At 71.6% G+C, this 21,386-nt stretch carries 16 protein-coding genes; 10 read left to right on the top strand and 6 right to left on the bottom strand.

The genetic code is table 11. The features are described from left to right. Positions 1-81: 81 nt before the first annotated feature. Positions 82-705 carry a hypothetical protein gene (locus WMF19_RS45275; protein ID WP_437896024.1) on the top strand — a complete coding sequence of 208 codons (624 nt, stop codon included), beginning with the start codon at positions 82-84 and terminating at the stop codon, positions 703-705. Here the strand turns inward: WMF19_RS45275 and WMF19_RS45270 are convergent. Beyond that, positions 687-2,768 (bottom strand): carotenoid oxygenase family protein, encoded by a 2,082-nt coding sequence (locus WMF19_RS45270; protein ID WP_437896023.1) that lies wholly within the window; start codon positions 2,766-2,768, stop codon positions 687-689. The two genes, WMF19_RS45275 and WMF19_RS45270, sit on opposite strands and share 19 nt — an antisense overlap. 255 nt (positions 2,769-3,023) lie before the next feature. On the opposite strand from WMF19_RS45270, the gene WMF19_RS45265 reads away from it, so the two are divergent. The 3 genes from WMF19_RS45265 to WMF19_RS45255 all read left to right on the top strand — a co-directional run bounded on the left by WMF19_RS45265 (position 3,024) and on the right by WMF19_RS45255 (position 5,128). Further along, on the top strand, positions 3,024-4,145 hold the full coding sequence (locus WMF19_RS45265) for a site-2 protease family protein (RefSeq protein WP_437896022.1): 1,122 nt from the start codon (positions 3,024-3,026) through the stop codon (positions 4,143-4,145). Positions 4,146-4,237: 92 nt separating this feature from the next. After that, a complete protein-coding gene (locus WMF19_RS45260; RefSeq protein ID WP_437796307.1) occupies positions 4,238-4,654 on the top strand; it encodes a hypothetical protein in 417 nt (138 codons plus the stop codon). Between the two features lie 33 nt (positions 4,655-4,687). Beyond that, positions 4,688-5,128: a hypothetical protein gene (locus tag WMF19_RS45255; protein WP_437896021.1), complete on the top strand. Its 441-nt coding sequence runs from the start codon at positions 4,688-4,690 to the stop codon at positions 5,126-5,128. 145 nt (positions 5,129-5,273) lie between these two features. Here the strand turns inward: WMF19_RS45255 and WMF19_RS45250 are convergent, their stop codons facing one another. Then, positions 5,274-6,701 (bottom strand): sensor histidine kinase, encoded by a 1,428-nt coding sequence (locus WMF19_RS45250; RefSeq protein ID WP_437896020.1) that lies wholly within the window; start codon positions 6,699-6,701, stop codon positions 5,274-5,276. A gap of 137 nt (positions 6,702-6,838) precedes the next feature. Here WMF19_RS45250 and WMF19_RS45245 point away from each other — a divergent pair, with 137 nt between their 5' ends. The 3 genes from WMF19_RS45245 to WMF19_RS45235 all read left to right on the top strand — a co-directional run bounded on the left by WMF19_RS45245 (position 6,839) and on the right by WMF19_RS45235 (position 10,678). Beyond that, positions 6,839-9,034 (top strand): MopE-related protein, encoded by a 2,196-nt coding sequence (locus WMF19_RS45245; RefSeq protein WP_437896019.1) that lies wholly within the window; start codon positions 6,839-6,841, stop codon positions 9,032-9,034. A gap of 61 nt (positions 9,035-9,095) precedes the next feature. Continuing rightward, a complete protein-coding gene (locus WMF19_RS45240) occupies positions 9,096-10,028 on the top strand; it encodes an ABC transporter permease (protein ID WP_437896018.1) in 933 nt (310 codons plus the stop codon). Beyond that, positions 10,025-10,678 carry a hypothetical protein gene (locus WMF19_RS45235; RefSeq protein WP_437325792.1) on the top strand — a complete coding sequence of 218 codons (654 nt, stop codon included), beginning with the start codon at positions 10,025-10,027 and terminating at the stop codon, positions 10,676-10,678. Before WMF19_RS45240 ends, WMF19_RS45235 begins: the two co-directional genes overlap by 4 nt. A gap of 8 nt (positions 10,679-10,686) precedes the next feature. On the opposite strand, the gene WMF19_RS45230 is transcribed toward WMF19_RS45235, so the two are convergent. Then, positions 10,687-11,160 carry a hypothetical protein gene (locus WMF19_RS45230; RefSeq protein ID WP_437896017.1) on the bottom strand — a complete coding sequence of 158 codons (474 nt, stop codon included), beginning with the start codon at positions 11,158-11,160 and terminating at the stop codon, positions 10,687-10,689. Positions 11,161-11,275: 115 nt separating this feature from the next. Continuing rightward, on the bottom strand, positions 11,276-11,695 hold the full coding sequence (locus tag WMF19_RS45225) for a hypothetical protein (RefSeq protein WP_272102039.1): 420 nt from the start codon (positions 11,693-11,695) through the stop codon (positions 11,276-11,278). 543 nt (positions 11,696-12,238) lie between these two features. Here WMF19_RS45225 and WMF19_RS45220 point away from each other — a divergent pair. After that, positions 12,239-13,951, top strand: a complete 1,713-nt coding sequence (locus tag WMF19_RS45220; RefSeq protein ID WP_437896016.1) for a caspase family protein — start codon at positions 12,239-12,241, stop codon at positions 13,949-13,951. A gap of 18 nt (positions 13,952-13,969) precedes the next feature. Here the strand turns inward: WMF19_RS45220 and WMF19_RS45215 are convergent, their stop codons facing one another. After that, positions 13,970-16,516, bottom strand: coding sequence for a bifunctional serine/threonine-protein kinase/formylglycine-generating enzyme family protein (locus WMF19_RS45215; protein ID WP_437896015.1), 2,547 nt, complete (start codon positions 16,514-16,516; stop codon positions 13,970-13,972). 130 nt (positions 16,517-16,646) lie between these two features. On the opposite strand from WMF19_RS45215, the gene WMF19_RS45210 reads away from it, so the two are divergent. Both WMF19_RS45210 and WMF19_RS45205 read left to right on the top strand, forming a co-directional pair. Beyond that, positions 16,647-18,128 carry a sigma 54-interacting transcriptional regulator gene (locus WMF19_RS45210; RefSeq protein WP_437896014.1) on the top strand — a complete coding sequence of 494 codons (1,482 nt, stop codon included), beginning with the start codon at positions 16,647-16,649 and terminating at the stop codon, positions 18,126-18,128. A 287-nt stretch (positions 18,129-18,415) separates the two neighbouring features. Continuing rightward, positions 18,416-19,300 carry a zinc metalloprotease HtpX gene (locus tag WMF19_RS45205; protein WP_437896013.1) on the top strand — a complete coding sequence of 295 codons (885 nt, stop codon included), beginning with the start codon at positions 18,416-18,418 and terminating at the stop codon, positions 19,298-19,300. 42 nt (positions 19,301-19,342) lie between these two features. Here the strand turns inward: WMF19_RS45205 and WMF19_RS45200 are convergent, their stop codons facing one another. After that, on the bottom strand, positions 19,343-21,160 hold the full coding sequence (locus WMF19_RS45200; protein WP_437896012.1) for a TolB family protein: 1,818 nt from the start codon (positions 21,158-21,160) through the stop codon (positions 19,343-19,345). Between the last annotated feature and the right edge of the window lie 226 nt (positions 21,161-21,386).

Here is a 21,386-nt window from a genome sequence, read left to right as displayed (position 1 = left end):
TGGAGCGCCGGATCGAGCTGCCCTGGCCAAGGTTCGCAGGAGCGGCGCGCGTCGGTCGCGGCGCCGTAACAGAGCAGAAACATGTTCCAGCGTCGCATCGCGGCTGTCGCCGCCTATCTGCCGGAGCGCGTCGTCACGAACCAGGAGCTCGTCACCAGCTACGGTCTCCCTCACTCGGTGGACTGGCTGCACGAGACGACGGGCGTCGCGGAGCGGCGCTTCGCCGGCGCCGCGGAGACCACGCTTTCCATGGCCGCGGCGGTGCTGCGGGAGCTCATCGAGGTGGGGCGGCTCCGCGATCCCTTCGTCGATGTCCTCATCATGACGACCGACGACGGCGGGGGAGGGGACGCCGGCGAGGCGGCCTTCGCCGCGTGCATGGCCGGCCTCGTGCCCGCGCTGACGATCGATCTCACGCCCGCTCAGGGCGGTTTTTCCGCGGCCGTCGAGCTGGCGAATCGGCACCTCGACAGGGGTTGTCGGCGCGTGCTCATCGTGGCGAGCGACGTGCGGTCGCGGCGCCTGCGCGCGGGGCAGCCGTGGGGCAACCACCAGATCTCGGAGATCCTGGGAGACGGCGCCACGGGCGTGCTGCTCGAGCGGGTCGACGGCCTCGGGGCCGAGGTCCCCCCGCGCTGCGCCGAGGCGCCCCCGCCTCGCAGCTCGCGGCCTTCCCGCGCCGCGGCTCACGCGAACCGCGGATAGACCTCTTCCTCGAACAGCGCCTTCACCTGGTCCCCGGGGGCCTCTGCCACGAACTCCTCGTAATCCTCCCGCACCGGCACCCTGTATCCGCCCCTCCACGGCGCGACCGCGTTGAGCCACGCCGTGTGCAGGGTCAGCCCTGGCCGGAACGCCGGGTGCCCCAGCTTGCAGAGCGGACCTCGCGCCAGGTTCGTCGCGTCGAAGATCCAGACCTCCGCGCGGCGCGGCGCCGCGACGATGGCGACGACGTACCCGTCCGTGTCGGCCCCGCTGCCGCCGCGCCGCGGGACGAACTGCAGCGAGCTGAGCCAGCACCCCACGTCGCGCCGCGGGAACTCGTAGCGATCCTCGATCCGCATCGCGCGGTGGTTGAACCGGAACAGGCTGTCGGGGTGGCCGCCCTCCGCGCGCATCCGGCGGAGCGCCGGGAGGGGGAGCGACCTGTGCGGGTGCGCGGCGTAGAGCCTGTCGATGAACTCGGTCGACAGCTCATCCCATATCCCGCCGCCGCGCCAGTAGACGTTCTCGAGGCGATCGGGCGGCATCCACGACGCGCCCGTCTCCCGGTACGCATAGAGGCCGACGCCGAGCGCCCGCGCGGCATCGGCGAACACCGCCTGATCCACGACGCGCTCGGCCGCCGCGTCGAGGGTATATCGGCCGATCCGGTTCACGTCCGCCTGCCCGAGCGGGAACAGGCCGCGCAGGCGCGGCGGCGCCGGCGTCTTGTCGGCGGCGTGCCGATCGCAGGGCCGGAGCCACTCCCCGTGATCGGTCGCGCAGTTGTGCGCCGCGTGCACGGTGACGCGGTCCCCCGCGTCCTCGTAGTCGACGAGGAAATGGAGAGTCTCCAGCGGGACGACGACCCGCTTCACCACGACCGGCCCGCCGCCCGGCCGCAGCGCGTCCCGCCGGACCAGGTAGAACGTCGTGCTCGGCTCGTGGGGCATCGTCAGGAGCGACCGCACGAGGCGCTCGACCCCGGGGCTCTCCTTGGAGCCCCGGAACGCCACGCTCTCCAGGCCGATCCTGAAGGCCGTGTCCGCGAGCACGACCCAGCGCCGCGAGAGCCCGATCTGGTGCACGCTCTGCTCGATGCGCACCGGCGCGCCGCTCGGCAGGACCAGCGCGTGCCGCTCAGGCTCGTTGTGGCCGTCCCATCGCAGGAGGTGCACGAAGTCGCCCGCCGGCTCGTCGAGCGCGACGCCGCCGAAGCGCGCCGCTTGCCGCGCGAGCAGGTCGCCCGGCCCCGGCGGCGCGCTCGAGCGGAGGCGCGCGGGCAAGAGCTCGAGCGCCCGCTTGGCGAACGCCTCGATCCGATCCGCCCTCGGGCGGACGAGCTGCTGCTCGATCATCGACGCGGCCGCCGCGGCGAGCCGATCCCAGGAGCGCGGGAGCTCGTCGAGCCGCGGCAGCGACGCGACGAACAGGGGGAGGAGCGAGCGGCCGTAGTTGACGGTGAGGAGCTCGCCCCGCTCCGCGTCGAAGCATGGATGCGCGCTCGAGAGCGTCATCGGAAAGGGGTGATCGACGGGCGCGGCCGGGTACCACGTGCTGTTGCGCCCGACCGGCGTGACGAGCTCCAGCGTGGCCGGGTCGATCTCGTAGGGCCTGCCCGTGTCGCTCGTGACGAGCAGGCGCGCCGGGGCGCGCGGCGCGTGCAGGGTCACGAACGCGGTGTTGAGGTGGTTCCGCAGGCCGAGGTGCGGCGAGAAGCGGAGCAGCCCTGCGTCACGGAAGCCCAGCGCCTCGAAGCGCGTGCCGGGGCGCGAGGCGGCGTCCGCGTGATAGCAGGGTGTGCGCGCGATCTTCGAGGTCAGCCGGACCGCCCCGCCGCGGCCGAAGTCGAGCCGGTAGATCATCCCATTGCCATTGAGGATCGGCGCGCCGTCCGATCTGGGCAGGTCGCCGTCCACCGAGCCGACGGGCCCGATCGCGAACACGTGGCCCGTGAGGTCCCTGGGCACGCCGCCCGAGTGCGATGAGTCCAGGACCGCGAGCTCGACCTTCGTCAGCTCTTCCGTGCTCGCTGCCATCAATGCATCGGGGACGCGCTGGCGCATGACGACCTCGGTCACACCAAGCTACGCCAATCCGCGCGCGGCGTGGGCGCCGCGCTGCGCCGCGCGTCACCGAACGCGCTCCTCGCCGTGATTCCCGCCTGGGACGGACGCGCGCTGGCGCCCTCGCAGCGCCGCGCGCCTCTCTGCAATGTGTGGCGGCGCTGCGAGGCGCCTGGTCTTCCGCGCATTGGCGCCGTCTCGGCGGCTTGCGAAGGTGCTTGTCGGCCCCATCTGTACCCGTGGATCAGGAGGCACATGTTCGACCAGGGGCTGACAGTCCTGCGGATCCGTGGAATCCCGATACGGCTGCACATCACATTGCTGATTTTCCTGCCGTACGTGGCGTGGGCGGCGTCGTCGCAGTTCTCGTTGATCGCGTCGTCGCTCGGGATTCCACGCGAGGAGATGCGCCTGCCGCCGCTCGCCTGGGGGGCGATCCTGGCTGTCGGGCTGTTCGTGGCGGTGCTTGTGCACGAGCTGGCCCACTCGTTCGTCGCGCTCAAGAACGGGATCCGGGTGCGCGCGATCACGCTGATGATGCTGGGCGGCGTCTCGCAGATGGAGCGCGACGATCCCGAGCACGAGGCGTGGATGGCGTTCGCCGGGCCGCTCGTGAGCTTCGGTATCGCGCTCGTCAGCTACGCCGCGTATCGGCTGCTCCCGGCCCCGGCGGAGATCGGCGCGGCGCTCGTGGCCTTCGCGATCACGAACGCGCTCCTCGGCGCGTTCAACCTGCTGCCGGCCTTCCCGATGGACGGCGGCCGGGTGCTGCGCGGGCTGCTCCTGCGCCGCCTCGGGCGGGCCCGCGCGACGCGCATCGCGACCGCGACCGGCAAGGCGATGGCGGTGGCCTTCGGGCTCTTCGGCTTGCTGTCGTGGAACATGATCCTGGTGCTCATCGCGATGTTCGTTTACATGGGGGCGTCGGCCGAGCAGGCGCGCTCCAGCACGAACGAGCTCCTCCGCGGCATCCCGGTCGCGCGGCTCATGACCGATCGGCTCGGCGAGGCGTATGCGGACGAGAGCCCTCGCGCGGTGGCCGAGCGGCTCCTGCGCCACAACCTGGTCGGCGCGCGGGTGATCGACGATCCCCGGGATGGCGAGGGGCGCCGCGAGATCGGCGTCATCACGGTCTGGGATCTCGCGCGCCTGCTGCAGGGCGGCGTCGCGCCGGCGACGGTCGGCGCCGTGATGCCCGTGGATGTGCCGAGAGCGCACGCGGACGACGACGCGTCCCGCTCGTTCGACGCGCTGGCGAGCGGCGAGGCGAGCGTTGTCGCGGTGCTCGACGAGGGCGAGCGCGTGATCGGCCTGGTGACGTCGGCGGAGATCCAGCGCGCGCTCGCGCTCGCCGGCGCGCTCCGCGCGGCGCGCTGAGCGCTGAGCGCCGCGCCGGCGGAGATCCGGAGATCTCGAGTCGCGCCGCGCTGGCACTCGCGTTGCTGAGTTGCGCTCCGAGGAGCAATGACGTGAAGCAGAGCAACAACGTGACTCCGCCCGTGCGAGGGCGGTCCAGATCTCTCTGTGTGACGAGGGCCTCGCTCGCCGCGGCTGCGCTCGCGGTCGGCGCCTCGCTGCTCATGGGGTGTATGGGCACGGTCGGGACCGAGGGTGGGTTCGTCGTGTCCGGCGTTCCGGCGGTGCGCGCCGAGATCGTCCCGGTGGAGATCGCCGCCTATCCGCGCGTCTACTTCCGCGGGACGTATGCGTACCTGGTCGACGGCCGCTGGTATTACCCCACGAACCGGGGCTGGGTCATCTTCGAGGAGGAGCCCACGGAGCTCCAGCACTACAGGCAGACGTACCGGACGTCGCCGCGGTACGTGCCGGAGCGTGAGCTGAGCTATCCGCGCGAGCGGGGGCGCCGTTACTACACACCGCGCTGACGGCGAGGTAGCAGCGAAAGGACGGGTACGAGGATGAATCAGGAGAAGAGCGTCTTTCCCCTCTGCGGCCTCGCGCTATCGAGCTTCCTGGCCCTGGGGTGCATACTCGACGTGGAGCCGAGCGCCCAGCGCCGGCCGCCGCCCGTGCAGGCCGTCGGGAGCCTGACGATGGAGTGGACCGTGGCCAACCGGGTGGATTCGCGGGCCTGCTCCCAGCACAGCCGCGGAGGGGCGGATTTCGAGCTGATCATCTACCGGGGCAGCCGCGAGGTGGCGAGAGACTACGCGCGCTGCGACGACTTCAGCATCACCGTGGATCTCCCGCCCGATGACTACACGGCCACGGCGACGCTCGTGGAGCGTGGCAACGACCGCCCCGTCACCACGACGCTGCAGGTGGAGGACATCCATATCGTGCGCGGCGCCACGCTCAACCTCGACGTCGATTTCCCGCCGAGCTCGTTCCTGCGATAGCAGGCGAGATTTCAACGCAAAGACGCAAAGACGCAAAGGAAGAACAGATTCATGCCTTTTTGCGACTTTGCGCTCTTGGCGCCTTTGCGTTGAATCTCTCTCCGCTCGCGAGGCAGAGCCGTGGCAGGATTTCTGCCACGAGGCGCTACCCCGATCGCGGGATCGTGAGCCGCACCCGCGTCTCGCCGCGCGGCCCGTCCTCGATGGCGATACCGTAGTTCGTATGGGCGGCGATCGCGTGCGCCGCGATGAGCGGCAGCGCCGGCGGGCGGCCCTGCGCGACCGCCTCGAAGTCGCGGCTCAGCACGACGCTCCGCGCCGCGGCCGGGAGCGGCGGCCCGGCGTCGTCGAAGGTGATCTCGACCCCGCTCGGGCCCTCGGTGAGCGAGACGAGCACCTCGCTGCCCGGCGGCGACGCGCTGATGGCGTGATCGAGCAGCGCGTGCAGCAGCACCGTCAGCGCGCCCTGCGGCACCACCTCCTGCGTGGTCTCCGGCGCCTCGACCACGACGCGCACGTCGTGGCGGGCCGCGCGCGCGAGATCGTCCTTCACAACGTCGCGGAGCACGTCGGCGATGTCGCAGTGGCGCGGGAACTCGTGGAGCGGACACGCGCCCAACCTGGCGAGATCACTGACGATTTCTGACGCCGCGGTCACGTGGCGCCCCACCGACGAGGCCGTCTCGCCCGCGTCGCCGCCGTGGGTCCGGAGCGGCGCGATGTCGCGGCCGATGGCCGACAGGATGCCGCGCAGCTGCGTCCCGAGCACGCGCACCGCGGCGACGAGCACCGCGAGGCTGTCGCCGCTCGGGGGCAGGTGCGACACCGGCTCGCTGCCGCCGAGCCGCGAGAGGACGCCGGACAGCGACCCGCGCTCGCGCTCGCCCTCGGCCCGCGAGAAGACCGCGGCGAGCTCGCGCGCGTAGGCCTCGCCCTGCGCCTGCGCAGCGGCGAGCTCCTTCCTGAGGCTCTCGACCTCGAGGCGCTGGAGATCGACCTCGGCGGGCAGCGTCAGCGTCTGCATCTGGCCGTCGAGCTCGAGCCGGCCGCCGTAGCGCAGCGCCATGCGCGACAGCCACACCCGCTCGGTCTCGAAGTTCACGGGCGTCTCCGGGCCGAGGTTGACCCGGACGCTCACCTCGTCGCCGACGCGGTGGATGCTCACGTCGGGCGCCCCGGTCAGGCTCGTGGGGTCGCCGCCCTGCGCGATGAGCACCTGGAGCATCCGCCGGAGCTCGGTCTCGTCGCCGAACACGGTGGTCCCTTCGCCCATCTCGATCTGCACCCGCGCCTCGGGCGCGACCTCCCAGAGGAGCGCGGTCAGGTCGACGCGCCCGCGCCGCCCGCGCGGCATGGGGCGGCCGTGGAGCGAGGCGAGCATGCTCACCGCCTCGTCGAGCCGGTTGAGCGTGCTCTCGACGCCGCCCGAGCCGTCGTCCGGCGACGGCGTCGGCGGCGGCGCGCTCTCGGTCGCGATCATCCCCACGCCCTGGCGGAGCTTCTGGGCGGCGCTCCGCGCCTCCTGCGCCAGCAGCCACGTCAGCTCGGGTCGGGTCAATCTGTCGCTGGTCACCCTGTTTTTCCCTCTATCCGCGACGCTCGGCGGAATCGCGCGCCATGATGCCAGACGTGGCGGTGCCCTGCTACGCTCATTGCCGCTCACCTCGTTCGATGCGGACTCGCACTTCCTCCTTCTTGACGCCTTCCTCCTTGACGCGTCTCGCTCTCCTCTGGGGGGCGATCGCTGCGGCGGCGCTCTCCGGCGCCGCCTGCGCGTCGAGCGCCCCGAGCCCCTTCCCGTCGGCCGCCGGTGGAGCGGGCGGCGAGGGAGGTGAAGGCGGCGCCGGCGGCGAGCAGGCTCCAGCGGACCCGACGCTGGGCGGCCCGTGCGTCGACGACGATCAGTGCGAGGACGGATTTCCCTGCACCTTCGATGCGTGCGACACCGCCCTCGGGCGGTGCCGTTTCACGCCGGACGACAGCGCCTGCCAGAACGACGTCTACTGCGACGGCGTCGAGCGCTGCAACCCGCGGCTCGGCTGCGTGCCCGGCGCGCCGATCGCGTGCGACGATCAGAGCACCTGCACGATCGACGCCTGCGACGAGGCGACCAAGGCGTGCAAGAGCGCGCCGCGCGACGCCGATCTCGACGGCGATCCCGACGAGCACTGCGGCGGGGGCGACTGCGACGACGCCGATCCCACGGTGTCGTCCGCGCAGCCCGAGGTCTGCGGCAACGATCGGGACGACGACTGCGACGGGCGCGCCGACGAGGCCGGCTGCGTGTCTCCGGAGCACGACACGTGCCTGGACGCGCTGGAGATCTCCGCGCCGGGCTCGTACGCGATGACGACGGCGGGCGCGGGCTTCCACTACGCGAGCTCGTGCGGCCTGCCCCGCCCTGCGAGCACGCACGACGTCGTGGCCGCGGTGATCTTGCCGCCGGGGCCGCCGGTCGACGTCGAGGTGACCGCGCGGACGGAGGCCCCCGACGAGGAGACGGAGGCCACGGACGTCGCCGTGACGCTCGCCGGCCAGTGCGGCGACGCCGCGACCGAGATCGCGTGCGGGGGGCCCCACGATACGGCGGACGGCGGCAAGCTCGCGAAGCTCCGGGCCCGCGGCCTCGGCGATCCCGAGCGGGCCACGGTGCTGCCGCTGTACGTGACGACGAAGGTGGGCGCGCCGGTCGTCGTCGACGTGGCGTTCCTGCCGCCGGCGCCGGCGCCGGAGAACGAGACGTGCGGCACGGCGGCGCCGCTCTCGCCGGGCGCGCCGGCGCTGGCGACGATCCTCGACGCCGCCCGGGATCTCGGGAGCGCGTGCGAGACCGGGCTCGGGGAGCTCGTGTACACGTTCGAGCTCGCCGAGCCCCAGGACGTCGACCTCTACGCGATCTCGACCGACGGCGACGGCGACCCCTCGCTCTCGCTGCGGAGCGCCGCGTGCGCGCTGCCGGAGGACGAGCTCGCCTGCCAGACGGCGGCGGCGCCGCACCTCTTCCGGCGCGCGCTGCCTGCGGGGGCGTACGCCGTCGCGGTCTCCGCGACGGCGCCGACCTCGGCGCTCGTCACGCTGGAGCTCTCGCCGCCGACCGAGCCGCCGCCGGACGAGCGGTGCGAAGGGGCGGCCGAGCTCGCGCCGAACCGGACGGTCTCCGTGTCGCTGCTCGGTCACCAGGACGACGTCGATCTCGGCTGCGGCCCGGCGGCCGTCGACGCCGTGTACGCGCTCGAGCTGCCGGTCGCGTCCGACGTGCTGCTCGTCGAGAAGCTGTCGGCCGGCGACTCCGGCGCGATCGCCCTGTCCGCGCCGGCGTGCGGCGGCGAAGGCGATCGGCTCGCGTGCGGCGTGGGCGAGGTCACGCCGCTCCGGAGCGCGCGGCGCAACGTCGCGCCGGGGTCGTACCGCGTCGTGGCCGAGGCGCAGCTCGGCCAGCCCGTGAGCGTGACGGCGTTCGTCCGGCCGGCGGTGCCGCCGACGCTGGTGCCGTTCTCCGACGCGTGCGCGGGGGCGCTGGAGATCCCCGAGCGCGGCGGCTTCTTCCAGGGCAACACGGCCAACGCCGCCGCGGACTTCAATGCCGGCTGCGACCGCGCCGGCACGGAGGAGGGCGGCGCCCGGGACCAGCTCCTCCGGCTCACGCTCACCGGGCGAAGGCGGGTCGTGCTCGACATGGCCGGATCGAGCTACGAGACGCTGCTCTCGGTCCGCCGCGGCCCGGGCTGTCCCGGGGTCGAAATGCCGCTTTCCTGCACGATCGGTACGGATCCCCAGCGGAGCTTCCTCGATCTCGTGCTCGATCCCGGCGTCTATTACCTCCAGATCGACGGCCACGCGCTCGCGCAAGGCCTGTGGTTCCTGGACGTGCGGGTCGTCGACCCCGGGGACGACGCCGGCCCCTGACCCGCGGCTCCTGACCCGCGGCCCTTTCAAGCGCCCCCCGTCCCTTGCTAACGTCGCCCCGATGTTCGGCCGCATCTCTGCGATCGCCCTCAACACCTACCGGGAATCGCTTCGGGCGCGCATCCTCATCGGCCTCGCGGGCGTCGCCTTCGCGGTCGCGTTCTACTCGATCATCGTCGGCGCCTACACGCTCCGCAACGGGGCGCGGGTCGTCAGCGATCTCGGCGTCGCGTCGATCTCGCTCTTCAGCATCGCGGTCGCGGTCATCATCGGCGCGACGTCGCTGTACCGAGAGCTCGAGCAGAAGACGATCTTCCCGATCCTGGCCCGCCCGGTGCGCCGCGGCGAGCACCTCGTCGGCAAGTACCTCGGCACGTTGCTGACGCTCGCGGTGTTCATCCTGGCCGACGCCGGGCTCGTGCTGCAGATCAGCGCCGTGCTGGCCGGCCGCTCGCTGGCCCTCGTGGCGGGCGCCGGGGCCGCCTCGCTCGCGGCGCTCGGGGTCGTGGCGTGGCGCTCGCCCCCGGCGCGCACGTACGGGTTCATCCCCTGGGCGGCGGTCTTCCTCGTGCTCGGCGTGCTCTTCTCGGGCGGCGCGCCGACGGAGCGGCGCGTCGTGCTCGCGGGCAGCGCGCTCGCGTTCCTCGAGGTCGGCATCGTCGCCGCGGTGGCGACGCTGTTCTCGTCGTTCTCGACGCCGTTCCTGTCGTCGCTGCTCACGCTGGGCGTCTTCCTCATCGGGCGCAACGCCGACTCGCTCGCCCGGCTGCCGGTGAAGTACTTCGGCCCCCAGATCAGCGCCGCGGCGCACGCCTTCTCCAAGGTGGTCCCGAACCTTCAGATCTACGTGCCGCCGCGCCCGTTGCTCGCGGGTGAGGTCGCGGACGCGAACCTCCTCGTGTACCTGGGCTGGGCGGCGATCACGTGCGCCGGGTGGGCGCTCATTCTCCTTCTGGTGGCGGCGTTCGTCTTCAAGAGACGCGACTTTCTGTGAGGCTCTCTGTCGTGCTCGGCGCGCTGCGCGGCCTCGCTGTCGCCGGCTTCCTCGTCGGCGCGGCGTCGCTGCGGGTGGTGGCCGCGGGCGAGCGGGAGATCGCGGAGAGCACGGACGCCCTGCGCGCCGGCGACGCGCACGCGGCGGCGCTCCACGCGCGGCGCGCGGCGGGCTGGTACGCCCCCGGGGCGCCGCACGTCCGCGTGGCGTACGAGCGGCTGATCGCGCTCGCGACGGCCGCGGAGGGCCTCGGCCAGGCCGACACGGCGCTCTTCGCGTGGCGCGCTGTGCGCACGGCCGCCCTGGAGACGCGGTGGCTCACGACGCCGCACGCGGAGGACCTCGAGCTGGCCAACGCGGCCATCGCCCGCCTGTCGGCGGCCGCGCCGCGCCCGCCGGGCACCCGGACCGAGCCTGCCGCGGCGGTCGAGCGGCAGCACCTCGCTGCGCTCGCGCGCGACGAGGCGCCGCGGGTCGGCTGGGTCGTCGCGCTCGTCGGGGCGTTCGCGGCGTGGGTCGCGGGCGCCGTCTGGGTGGTGCGGCGCGCGGTCACGGTGACGGGGCAGTGGGTGTGGCCGCGGGCGGTGCCGGGGCTCGCTGTGTGCGCGGCGGGGGTCGCGGTGTGGCTCCTGGCGATCTGGCAGGCCTGATCGCTGGCCTACCCACCTCGTGGCCACCATCCATTGGGACAGTCCTCGTCGGCGTCAGCGGCCTTCAATCGAAGGACACACCCGCACGTCGAGCGCCCCTGCTCCCTGTGGATCTCGAGCAGCTTGCCGCACGTGTAGACGTCGTCCCCGCGCATGACCGCGAGGCCGCCGGGGCACGCGCGGCACACCGCCAGCCTCGCCTCGACCGCTCGGCGCGGTAACAGGCCCACCCCAAGCGACGTCCTCAACGCCGACAGGGCTCCATGCGCCGCGGCCCGACCGCGCTCGATCGCCCGCGCGAACCGGCTCACCTCGACGTCCGTGTCCCACGGAATGCCGTGCGGGCACTCGAAGTCGGCGGTGCCCCCCGGCACCTCGAAGTCTTGCAGGACGAGCAGGCGGAATTTGCGCCCCATCTCCGGATCGCGGCAGATGCGGCAGTGCCCTCCAGACTGGCATGCTTCCGTATCAGCGTATCTCATGGAACGTCCTCCGCGCTGGCTTCGAACGGGGGCGGAGGGCGAGGGACCGGGGCGCTGTCGCGCGCTCCGATCCTCGCCCTCCTCGCTCGTGCCGCCCGGCCCCCCGGGCGGAGCGTCAGACGTTGTCCTTGAGGCCGATCGTGATCGAGTCCTGTTTGCCGGGCAAGAAGATCAGATCGACCTTGACCGCCCCGTCCTTGTGCCCGTCGCCCTGCTGGAAATGGTCGTGCGGTATCGCGATCGTCGTGGTGGACAGCGTATATCGCGGATCCGGCACGTCGCCTCGCATGACCGTGAAGCTCAGCTCGAAGTACCCCGTGTCGGTGGCGCACAGGTCGCCGCCGGTCGACGTGTTCTTGTCCTCGATGTACCCGCCGTGGCTCTCGCCGTGCGGGAGCCGGACGTTGAAGGCGTCGATGCCCGGCGCGCCGTAGCCGTTGGGGCTCTGCGGGTAGATGCAGTGCTTCCGCACCACCGCCACCTGGATGTCGTAGGGAGAGAAGTTGTTGACCGTCATGTTGGCGCCCTGTCCCATGGTGATCTCCTCGTGGTTGATGAGTGAACCCGACTTGCCGGCTCACGTTCGCTTCGTGTCGATTTGCCGTGAGAGGCGGCGAGCCGCGGTGAGTGTCAATCGCGTTGATTGCGTCGCTTAGGTCGATTGCAGCAGCCGTGCCAGCGCGCTCACGGGGGCGGAGCGCTGGTTCTCGGCTGCTCTTCGCGGCCGCCGCGAGCGCCGCTGTCGCGCGCGCCTCGACGACCCCGCCGTGCGCCACAGCCGTCCGCACAGCGTGCGCCACGGCGGCCGCACAGCGTGCGCCACAGCTGTGCGCACGGTCGATCCTCGCGCGCCGGCCCATGAGGTCGGGCGCCCGGAACCCGGAACCGGAAGAGGACAAGGCGACAGCACGAGGAGCAACGGGCGGCATGGGGATTGCCGTGCGACGGACGATGAGCGATGGCGGATGACGATCGCGAAAGCCGGCGCGTCGCTGCACGATGGTCGCGCTGCCCCGGGGCGCGGGAGCGCTCCTCGCCCGCGGGCCACGCAGCGCATCCAACCCACATGGAGAACCCCATGATCGAGAAGGACACCGCAGTTCACCCCGGCCTTCCGGACGCCGTGAAGCCCGCGCTCGCCGCCGCCAGGGAGGTTGTGTCGAGGCTCCGCGGCGGCGCCCTGCTCGTCGGCGTCGAGGACTACAAGGCGCACGACGCGGCGGGCGGCAAGGACCTGCTGGCGGGCCGCAACGACGTGCTCGCCTACTGGAAGGTGTGTCGCCGGCTAGGCTTCACGCACATCCGGGTGCTCACGAGCCCGGCGCTCACAGAAGACGAGATCGTCCGGGCCGAGCTGGAGCTGGTCCCCGAGCTCTCGCCCGGTGAGACCGAGGATCAGGTCAAGGCCCGTGTCAGGCGGTGGCTGGCGAACGAGGAGGCGACCGCGCGCCCCGAGATCCGGGGCGAAACAGCGGGAGAGGTCGCGGACGCCATCGCGCGATGGCTGGCGAGCCTGCGGCAAGAGCCGGAGGCGCTGAGCGTGGTCCTGCGGGAGGCCACCTCGTCGGAGCTGAAGGAGGGCGCCCGGTGGCTGGCCAGGGGGCTCATGATCCGGTTGAAGCTGTCGTGGGGCGACTTTCAGGTCGACGAGGCGTGGATGACGTTGCCGGGGATCATGACGTATTCCGGGCACGGCGCGCAGGTGGAGGGCGATCTCGCCCTCTGCCCGACCGACACAGGCCCCGGCCTCGAGAACGCCGTACCTTTCACGGAGCTGCGCGGGATCTTCGAGGAAGAGGACGGCTCCGCTCTCGGCAAGCGCTCTACCGATAACCTCACCGTCATCCTCGACTGCTGCTTCGCGGCTGCGAGCGACCCGACCGGCAGGGCCGAGCGGGCGGCCACCCTCACGCCGGCGAGGTCGGCCTCGGCGATGGCGCCTCGGGCGCACAAGGAGATCGGGAGCCGGGTGTTCTGCGCGTCGAGCCGCGACGAGCCGTCGTACCAGGCCATGCTGGGCGGGCACTGGCACGGCGCGTTCACGTGGGCGATCACCGTGGCGCTGGAGCAGTGGAAGATCAAAGAAGACGGCCAGTTCAGGCGAAGCACGATGTCGCACACCGAGCTCCTCTTCCGGTCGAGGATGCTGCTCCAGGCGCTGTCGTTCCGGCAGCACCCGATCCTCGTGGACGAGCTGGGGAGCCTGCCGGTATTTCATCATGGGCCGCCCGACGGCGCAGCGACGAGCGCGCGACCCGACGCGGCGCGGACGGGCGGACAGCTCGACCCTTCGGTCAAGCTCGCCAACAGCTACGTCGAGTATGTGATGAAGGACAAGATAACGAAGGCCGTGCTGGCGAAGGTCCTCGTCACGAATACCTCTGTCCAGGACAACTGGACTCCGAACACCGAGCACTGGAGCATCGCGGGTGCCAGGTTCGATTCAACGGCATACACCGGTGGAATCGAGGTGACCAGGACGGAGAAGCTCTGGGCCAATGGGCCTTCCTTCCCGATGAGCGACGTGAGCTTCAGGTGCGCCGTGTATCCGGCCTGGTCGCTGCCGTCTGTTCGAACTGCCACTTTTCACGTCTGCTACAACCAAGGGATCTGGGTGTGCGGCTTCAGGATCGATGTGACAAGACTCAATGGTACCTGGTCCGGAAGGATCTCGTGGGCCAAGCCGCCGACCGATAGCAACGTTGTGTTCAAGGTGCTCGGTGACACGCTGCCCATGCGTTTTCAAGATTCATCGTTGTCGGTCTGGTCCACGTCTGTATCTGGACCTTGAGGTCGGCTCCCCGTCTCGTCACGCGAAAGGCGCGCGCCGCACGACCCGCAGCCCCACCACGGGCCGGCGGACATGGGGACGGCCGCCGAAGCGGGCAGCGGCGCGGCTGTACATCATCGTGCTGGCCCACGCGCCGCCCTTGATGACCATGAAATCCGGCTCGTCCGGCGCCGCAGCGTCCGGCCGGAGCCGGTCTCCTTCGACGGCGGGCCCCTCGTGCTTCCAGACGTTGTTGCACCAGTCCCGCGTGTTCCCGGCGAGGCCTCGCACCCCGTACGGGCTCTCGTCGAACGGGTGGCCGTTCACGCCCTCACGCGCCGGTTCTCCCGCGGTCGCGTCGACGACACACGCGAACGTCGGATCGACGTGATCGCCCCACGGCAAGAAGCGACCGTCGACGCCGCGCGCGGCCTTCTCACGCTCGAGCTCGTTGGGCAGCCGCCACGGCAGGCCGGTCCGCTCGCACAGCCAGCGCGCGTAGGCCGTCGACGCATTCCAGTCCACGAGGACCACCGGCCAGTCCAGCCGCCAGGACAACCCCTCGCGATCCGGAGGCAGCCCGAAGAGACCACGCTCGTCCCGGAGCAATGCCAGCTCATCGCCCCCCTCCGCGAGGCCGAGCTGCGCCCTCGGGCAGGCGGCGAGCGCCTCCGCCTCGCGTCCGGTCGCGACCAGGTCGTTCAGAAAGGCGATGTATTCGCCCGTGGTCACCGGGAAGCGGCGCATCACGAGCGCGTCGACCCAGACCCGGCGGCGCGGCAAGCTGTCGGGGGTGACCGCATCCCCGCCGATCCAGCACCACCCCGCCGGCACGTACACGTCGTCCGCCCCGAGCTCCCCCTCCCGCGGCAGGATGATCGGATACGGCCTCTCCTCCCCCGGAGCCCTGCCGTCCCAGTGCTCGTCACGCCCGATCAGCACGGGATATCGGACCTCCGCCCGCCCCGCCGCGCGGATCCGCAGCAGATAACTCCCCCGCTTCAACGGCACCTCCAGAAGCGGAGTCGGCCCCAGCACCCCTTCGCGCACCGGCACGAGCCGCCGGTCCTCCAGCGCGAACCGCTCGACGATCACCTCCGCGCCCGGCGGGTCCGTCACCACCGTCACCGCCCCGTCCCCCCGCAAGAACGCCGCGTTCCGGCCCCGATCGTGGACGCGCAACATCTCCTCGGCGCGCGCCGCGTCCTCGTCTCGACGCGAGAGCTCCGCCTCGATCAGGCGCGCCCGGTGGTGATCCGCGAGCATCGCGTGCGCCTCGGAGAGGTCGGGATCCAGGCTCAACGCGCCTTGCACGGCCTCCAACCACCGCGTCTCGAGCAGCGCCGCGGCTCTGCCCGCTCGCCCCGCTTCGTCCTCCAGCTCCCACGCGGGGCGCTTCTTCTCGATGGGATCGAACGGCCTGAGCTCGCTCTGGACGGCCCGCGCCCGCGCCTCCGCCGCCGCTGCCTGCGCGCGCAGCGCCGCGATCTCCGGCTCGAACGCCCGCGCGTGCTCCAGCGCCGCGAGCGCCTGCTCCCGCCGCCGCACGCCGTCCAGCCACGCCACGACGTCGCGGGCCATCGCCTCCGCGCTCTCGTAGCGCCGCTCGATCTCGGGGCGCATCGCGCGCTCCACGATCGCGGCGAGCTCGGCCGGCACGGCAGGCCCGCCGGCGGCGGCGTCGCTCACGGGCACGGGGGGGCCCGCGAGCAGCGCTGACAGCACCTCCCTGGCGTGGTCGCCCCGATAAGGGGGCCGCCCGGCGAGAAGGCAATAAAGGACAGCGCCGAGCGAATACACATCGCTGGCGGGGCCGTGCAATCGAGTGTCCCCGCGGGCCTGCTCCGGCGGCATGTACGCGGGCGTGCCGACGATATCTCCATGGCGCGTCAACGCGGCCGAGCCCGCGTCGTCCGGCGGGCCGCTGATCCCGCCTTCGGCCGCGTCCGCGGTGCCCACCCGCCGCGCCAGGCCCCAGTCCATCACCAGCACCTCGCCGAACTCGCCGGCCATGAGGTTATCGGGCTTGAGGTCGCGGTGCACGACGCCGCGGCTGTGCGCGTAGGCCATCGCCTGAGCGATGCGCGCGAACGCGTCGACCACGCGCCGGAACGTCCAGCCCGAGGGCGCGGCGCGAAAGCCCGCGGGGCTCGCGCTCGCGTGGAGCTCGGTGATGATGTCTTGCAGCGTGCGGCCGCGCACCTCTTTCATCGTGAACCACAGCCGCCCGTCCGGGAGCTCGCCGCGATCATAGAGAGCGACGATCCCCGGGTGCTGGAGCTGCGCTGTGATCTGCGCCTCGACGAGGAAGCGGCGGCGCAGGTGAGGCTCACCCGCGTGCTCGGCGCGCAAGAGCTTCATCGCGACGACGCGATCCAGCACCGTGTCGCGCGCGCGCCGCACCTCGCCGAACGAGCCGCCCGCGATCGGGCCGAGGTCCTCGTAGCGACCGGGGAGGCCCGCCTGGATCGAGGCCTCCGTCCGCCCGGGCGAGCCGGTCCGGACGACGCCGCTGCCGTCCGCGGCGAGCGTGTCCTCTTGAGGACCGCGCGCGTCCTGGGTCGCCTCGTGGTTGCCGGCCTTCATGAGGGTCCCTGCGGGCCCGGCAGCCTAGCAGCTGCGCTCGACGCCGGACATACGGGCGAGTTCAGGGGGATGTACTTTCCCTCCCGTCGCGTTACCTTGGCGAGCGGACCGGCGCACGGAGCCTCGTTGCATGGCCGCTTCAGCCTCCACCCTCGACCTCGGCAGCTCGCTGACGGTCGCGCCCGAGCGATCCCAGGGTGAAACAACAGCGCTGATGATCGCCTGGGCCGCGTCCGAGCCGCACCGGATAGGCGAGCTGGCGTTCTTCGAGTCAGAAGGGGGAGCGCAGATCCTCGGCCGCGGCGGGCCTCGGGACGGCTCCGGCGTCGAACGAACGGTCTTTTATCGCCAGCGGCCCGGCTGCGTCGAGCGCACTGCCGATCTCGCCGGCCCCGGCCTGTCGAGGGAGCAGCTCCGCGTTCGCCCGGAGGGGAGCCGGCTGCGGATCGAGCGCATCGGAAGATGCGCGATGGAGGTCCGCGGCGAACGCGTGGATCGGTGCGTCCTGGAGCCCGGCGACACGCTCCTGCTCAAGGGCCAGCTCTTGCTCTTTTGCACGCGCCGCCCCCGGAAGCTCGCCCCGCTCACCAGCGCGAAGCTCGCCGATGCGCCCGCGTTCGGCGCGCCGGACAGCCACGGGATCGTGGGCGAGTGCCCCGCTGTCTGGCACCTTCGCGATCGCATCGCGTGGATGGCGACGGCCGACGAGCACACGCTGCTGCTCGGCGGGAGCGGCTCCGGCAAGGAGCTCGCCGCGCGCGCGGTGCACGCGCTGTCGGCCAGGGCGAGGGGGCCTTTCATCGCCCGCAACGCGGCGACGATCCCGGCGAGCCTCATCGACGCGGAGCTCTTCGGGAACGTGAAGGGGTATCCGAACCCCGGGATGCCGGAGCGGCCGGGCCTCATCGGCGCGGCCAACGGAGGCACGCTGTTCCTCGACGAGATAGGCGAGCTCCCCGAGGGCCTTCAGGCGAACCTGCTCCGCGTCCTCGACGAGGGCGGCGAATATCACTGCCTCGGCGCGGCGGTCGCGAAGCGCTCCCATTTTCGCCTGATCGGCGCGACCAACCGCGACCCGGCGGCGTTGAAGCACGACGTCGGCGCCCGCCTCGTGCTGCGCCTCGAGGTCCCGGGGCTCGACGAGCGGCGCGACGATGTCCCCTTCCTGGCGCGGCACCTGCTCCGGCGCGCGGCCGCGAAGAGCCCCGACGCGGTACGGCGGTTCCTGGCGGCGAGGAGCGACGGAGATCCGGAGCCCGCCGTCGGCGCGACCCTCATCGACCACCTGATGCGGCGCCGGTACACGACGAACCTCCGGGAGCTCGATGCCCTCCTGTGGCGCGCGATGTCGACGAGCCAGGGCAGCGAGATCGAGTGGTCAGAGCGCTCACCTTCCGTCGCTGCCCCCCCGCCGGTGGCGATCGAGGCGTCGGAATCGCCGGCAGGCGCGTCGGAGCCGCCCCCCGAGATCCCGGATCCGTCCGCCGATCGTGTGCGGGCGAGCCTGGAGGAGCATGGGGGGAACATCACGCGCGCCGCGCAGGCGCTTGGGCTGTCGAGCCGCTACGTGCTCTATCGCCTGATGCGAAAATACGGACTCAGCGCCGAATAGACAGCGATGAGATCTGCGCTTGTCGCCCGCGGCGGGGGTCGCGGCGCGGCCGCTGGCGATCTGGCAGGCTGAGGCGCGCCCCGAGAGCATCCGCCGGCAGGGGCGAAATGGGTCGCTGGGGCGAAATGGGGCGGGCCAGCCGGGGCAGCGAATCCACACGAGGGAATCCAGCGGACCCGCCGCCTGCTGATCGGAGGGCGTACGGTATTGCAATGCGACGGGCGCGACACATCGATCTCCAGGGAGCGGCTCTTGCAGCGCTCCGCTTCGAGGAGGATACGAAGTTCATGAAGAATCAGATCAAGACGATCCTGTTGCTCGGCGTCATGTCGGCAATCCTGGTGTCGATCGGCGGGGCGCTGGGGCCCGGGTACCTCGTCTTGTTCGGCGTGCTCGCGCTCGCGATGAACCTGGGTGCGTATTTCATGTCCGACCGCATCGTGCTCGCGGTGCACCGGGCCGCCGAGGTCTCGCCCATCGAGGCCCCGGGGCTGCACCGGATGGTGGAGGAGCTCTCGAGCCGGGCGGGGATCCCGAAGCCCCGCGTCTATGTCATCCCGGACGCGCAGCCGAACGCTTTCGCCACGGGGCGCAACCCGGAGCACGGCGTCGTGGCGGTGACCGAGGGCATCATGCAGCTCCTGAGCGAGCGTGAGCTGCGCGGCGTGCTGGCGCACGAGATCGCGCACATCAAGAACCGCGACATCCTGGTGTCGACGATCGCGGCGGCGTTCGCCTCGGGCATCACGTGGGTGGCCCATGCCGTGAGCTTCGCCGGGATATTCGGCGGATCATCGGATGACGAGGAGGGCACGAGCCCGCTCGGCGGACTGGCCCTCGCGATCGTGGCGCCGATCGCGGCGACCCTCGTGCAGCTCGGCATCTCGAGGTCGCGCGAGTACATGGCGGACGAGCTCGGCGCGAAGCTGTCCGGCGACCCGGAGGCGCTCGCCAGCGCGCTGTCCAAGCTGGAGCACGGCGTGGCGCTCGTGCCCCCCGAGGCGGCGCGCCCGGCGACGGCCAGCCTCTTCATCGTCAACCCGCTCGCCGGGGCTGGCTCGGTGCTGAAGTGGTTCTCGACGCACCCGACGACCGAGGAGCGCGTGAGCCGGCTGCTCTCGATGGCGTCGAGCGGCCGGGCGGCGCGCGGCTTTACGAGCGCGATGGCCTGACGGCGGGCGCTGCCCTCTCGGCGCCCATGCGCGGCAGCGCGACTACCTGATCGCTGCGATGCAGGTGTACGTCACGCCATCATCGGATGTGTCGCAGTAAGAGCCCGTCTGGCAACAGTCGTTCACGGGATCGCAGAGATCATCAACGTCGAGGATCTCCGAGCATACGGGCTCAGTCGGGTTTCCCCCCGCGCCCCCCGTCCCCGCGCCGCCTGTGCCGCCGCTCCCGCCCGCGCCGCCGCTGTCCTCGTTGATGTCGAGGGTCCAGTAGGCGCGGTGGTTGTTCTCGTCGAGACCCTGGAACGGCACGCGGAACGCCGGGTAGCTCGGGTCCTGGCCTGCAGCAGCCTTCTGGACGTCGATGGCGGCCACCCAGATCTGCTGGGTCCCCTCGGGGCGCACGACGCCGTACTCCCGCTTCGTGTTGAACGCGATCCAGTTGAGATCGCCTGGCGGCGCCCAGGTAGGCTGGCTGTTCTGATACTGCCCGTCGGTCATCCGGTTCGATGTGACGCGGTTCGCGTTGAGGAGCTCCACCGGCTGACCGCCGCTCGCGCCGAGGACCATGAGCTGGGCCGTGTTGTCACCGTGGCCGCCCTTCCCCCGCGAGAACGCGATCCATGCCGCGTCCGGAGAGAAGCTCGGGAAGAGGTCGCTCTTCTTGGCGGGCGGCGCGAGCAGGACCGATGCCTGCCCCCAGACGCCGTTGCTGTACGGAATATGCGCGATCGATGAGCCGCCGGGAGCATCGCCGTCGCCCGTGGCGAAGACGACCTCCGTCCCGAGCGGGGACCAGTCCGGATGCGTCCCCTTCAGCGCACCGGTCGGGAGATCGTTGACATAGGCGCCGGTCTCCCGCTCGACCATCCACATGGCTCCCTTCGACGCGGCGACGACCCGCGCGTCGTCGGGCGAGATCGTCGCAAAGACGTGGCCATCCGTGTCCTTCACGCTCTTGACGAGCGGGTCGGGCGGCGCGTCCGGCGTCACCGCGAGGATCCACAGGCTGTTCCCGGAGTTGGCGGACACCGGGGCTGCCATGTACTTGCCGTCGCGCGAGAGCACGTGGCATGCGACGCACTTGACCTTGTCGCCGTCGGAGTACGTCGTCGGGGGCTTGCCCACGATGTAGTCCTCCGGAGTCTGGCGAGAGATCTTCCCCCGCCGCACTCCGGCAGAGGTCGTCGACCAATAGAAGATCGCGCCTTTCACGTCCTGCCTGGAGAAGCCTATCTCGATGGCGGCCGAGCGGCGCACGGTGGCTGGCGTCGTCGAGGTGTCGAGCGCGTCGACCGTCCAGGTCGCGGTCCCGCCGGCATTGGAGCCAGCGATGTAGTTCCATGTCGTCTCGTCCACCTCCCAGCACCCGGCGGCGGGGTTGGCCTGCTCGCAGAGGCCGTGCGCGCCGTCCGTGAAGACGGTGACCGTGGAGCTCGCGCCCGTGAATACGAGCCGGAACTCCGTGAACCCCTGGCTCCGCCACTGGAACAGCGTGCGGTAGACGTTCCGCGGAAAGCGCGTTTGATCGCTCGGGTAAACGATGCTTGGCGCAGGAGCGCCCGTGACCGGGGTCCCCGCCCAGGCGCCTTGATCGCTCGGCGTGCCGAGGACCGTGCTCAGGTGGAGCACGACGGTCGTCTCTCCCGTCACGCATCCATCGCTCGCAGTGACTCGCACCGTGCCGCCCGCTGATGCGAAAGGCTCCAGAACACCGCCCGCGATCGTCCCCGGAGGCGTGTCGTCGCCGCGCGTCGCTGACCAGAGGAGCGCCCCCGGCTCGAGCGCCCTCGTGGTGCCGTCGGAGAGCGTCCCGGTGGCCGTGAACGTGATCGGCGCAGCGGAGTGGCCATCGATCTCCACCGTGGAGTCGTCAGGCGACAGAGCGATGGACTGCAGCCCTGGGACGCACGTTACGTGTCCGCCACCTGCGCTGCCTGTGCTACCTGCGCCACCTCCGCCATCTGCACCGCCTGTGCTGCCTGGAACGACACCTGTGCTGCCCGTGGGCATCCCCTCCGCCTCGGTGTCGCTCCCGCACGAGCAGCCCCCCATACAGAACGTGAGCAAGACCGGAAACAGCGAGAAC

It is taken from the genome of Sorangium sp. So ce124 (assembly GCF_051525235.1).
GTDB classification, from domain to species: domain Bacteria; phylum Myxococcota_A; class Polyangia; order Polyangiales; family Polyangiaceae; genus Sorangium; species Sorangium atrum.
This window is presented reverse-complemented; position numbering and strand designations above follow the sequence as displayed.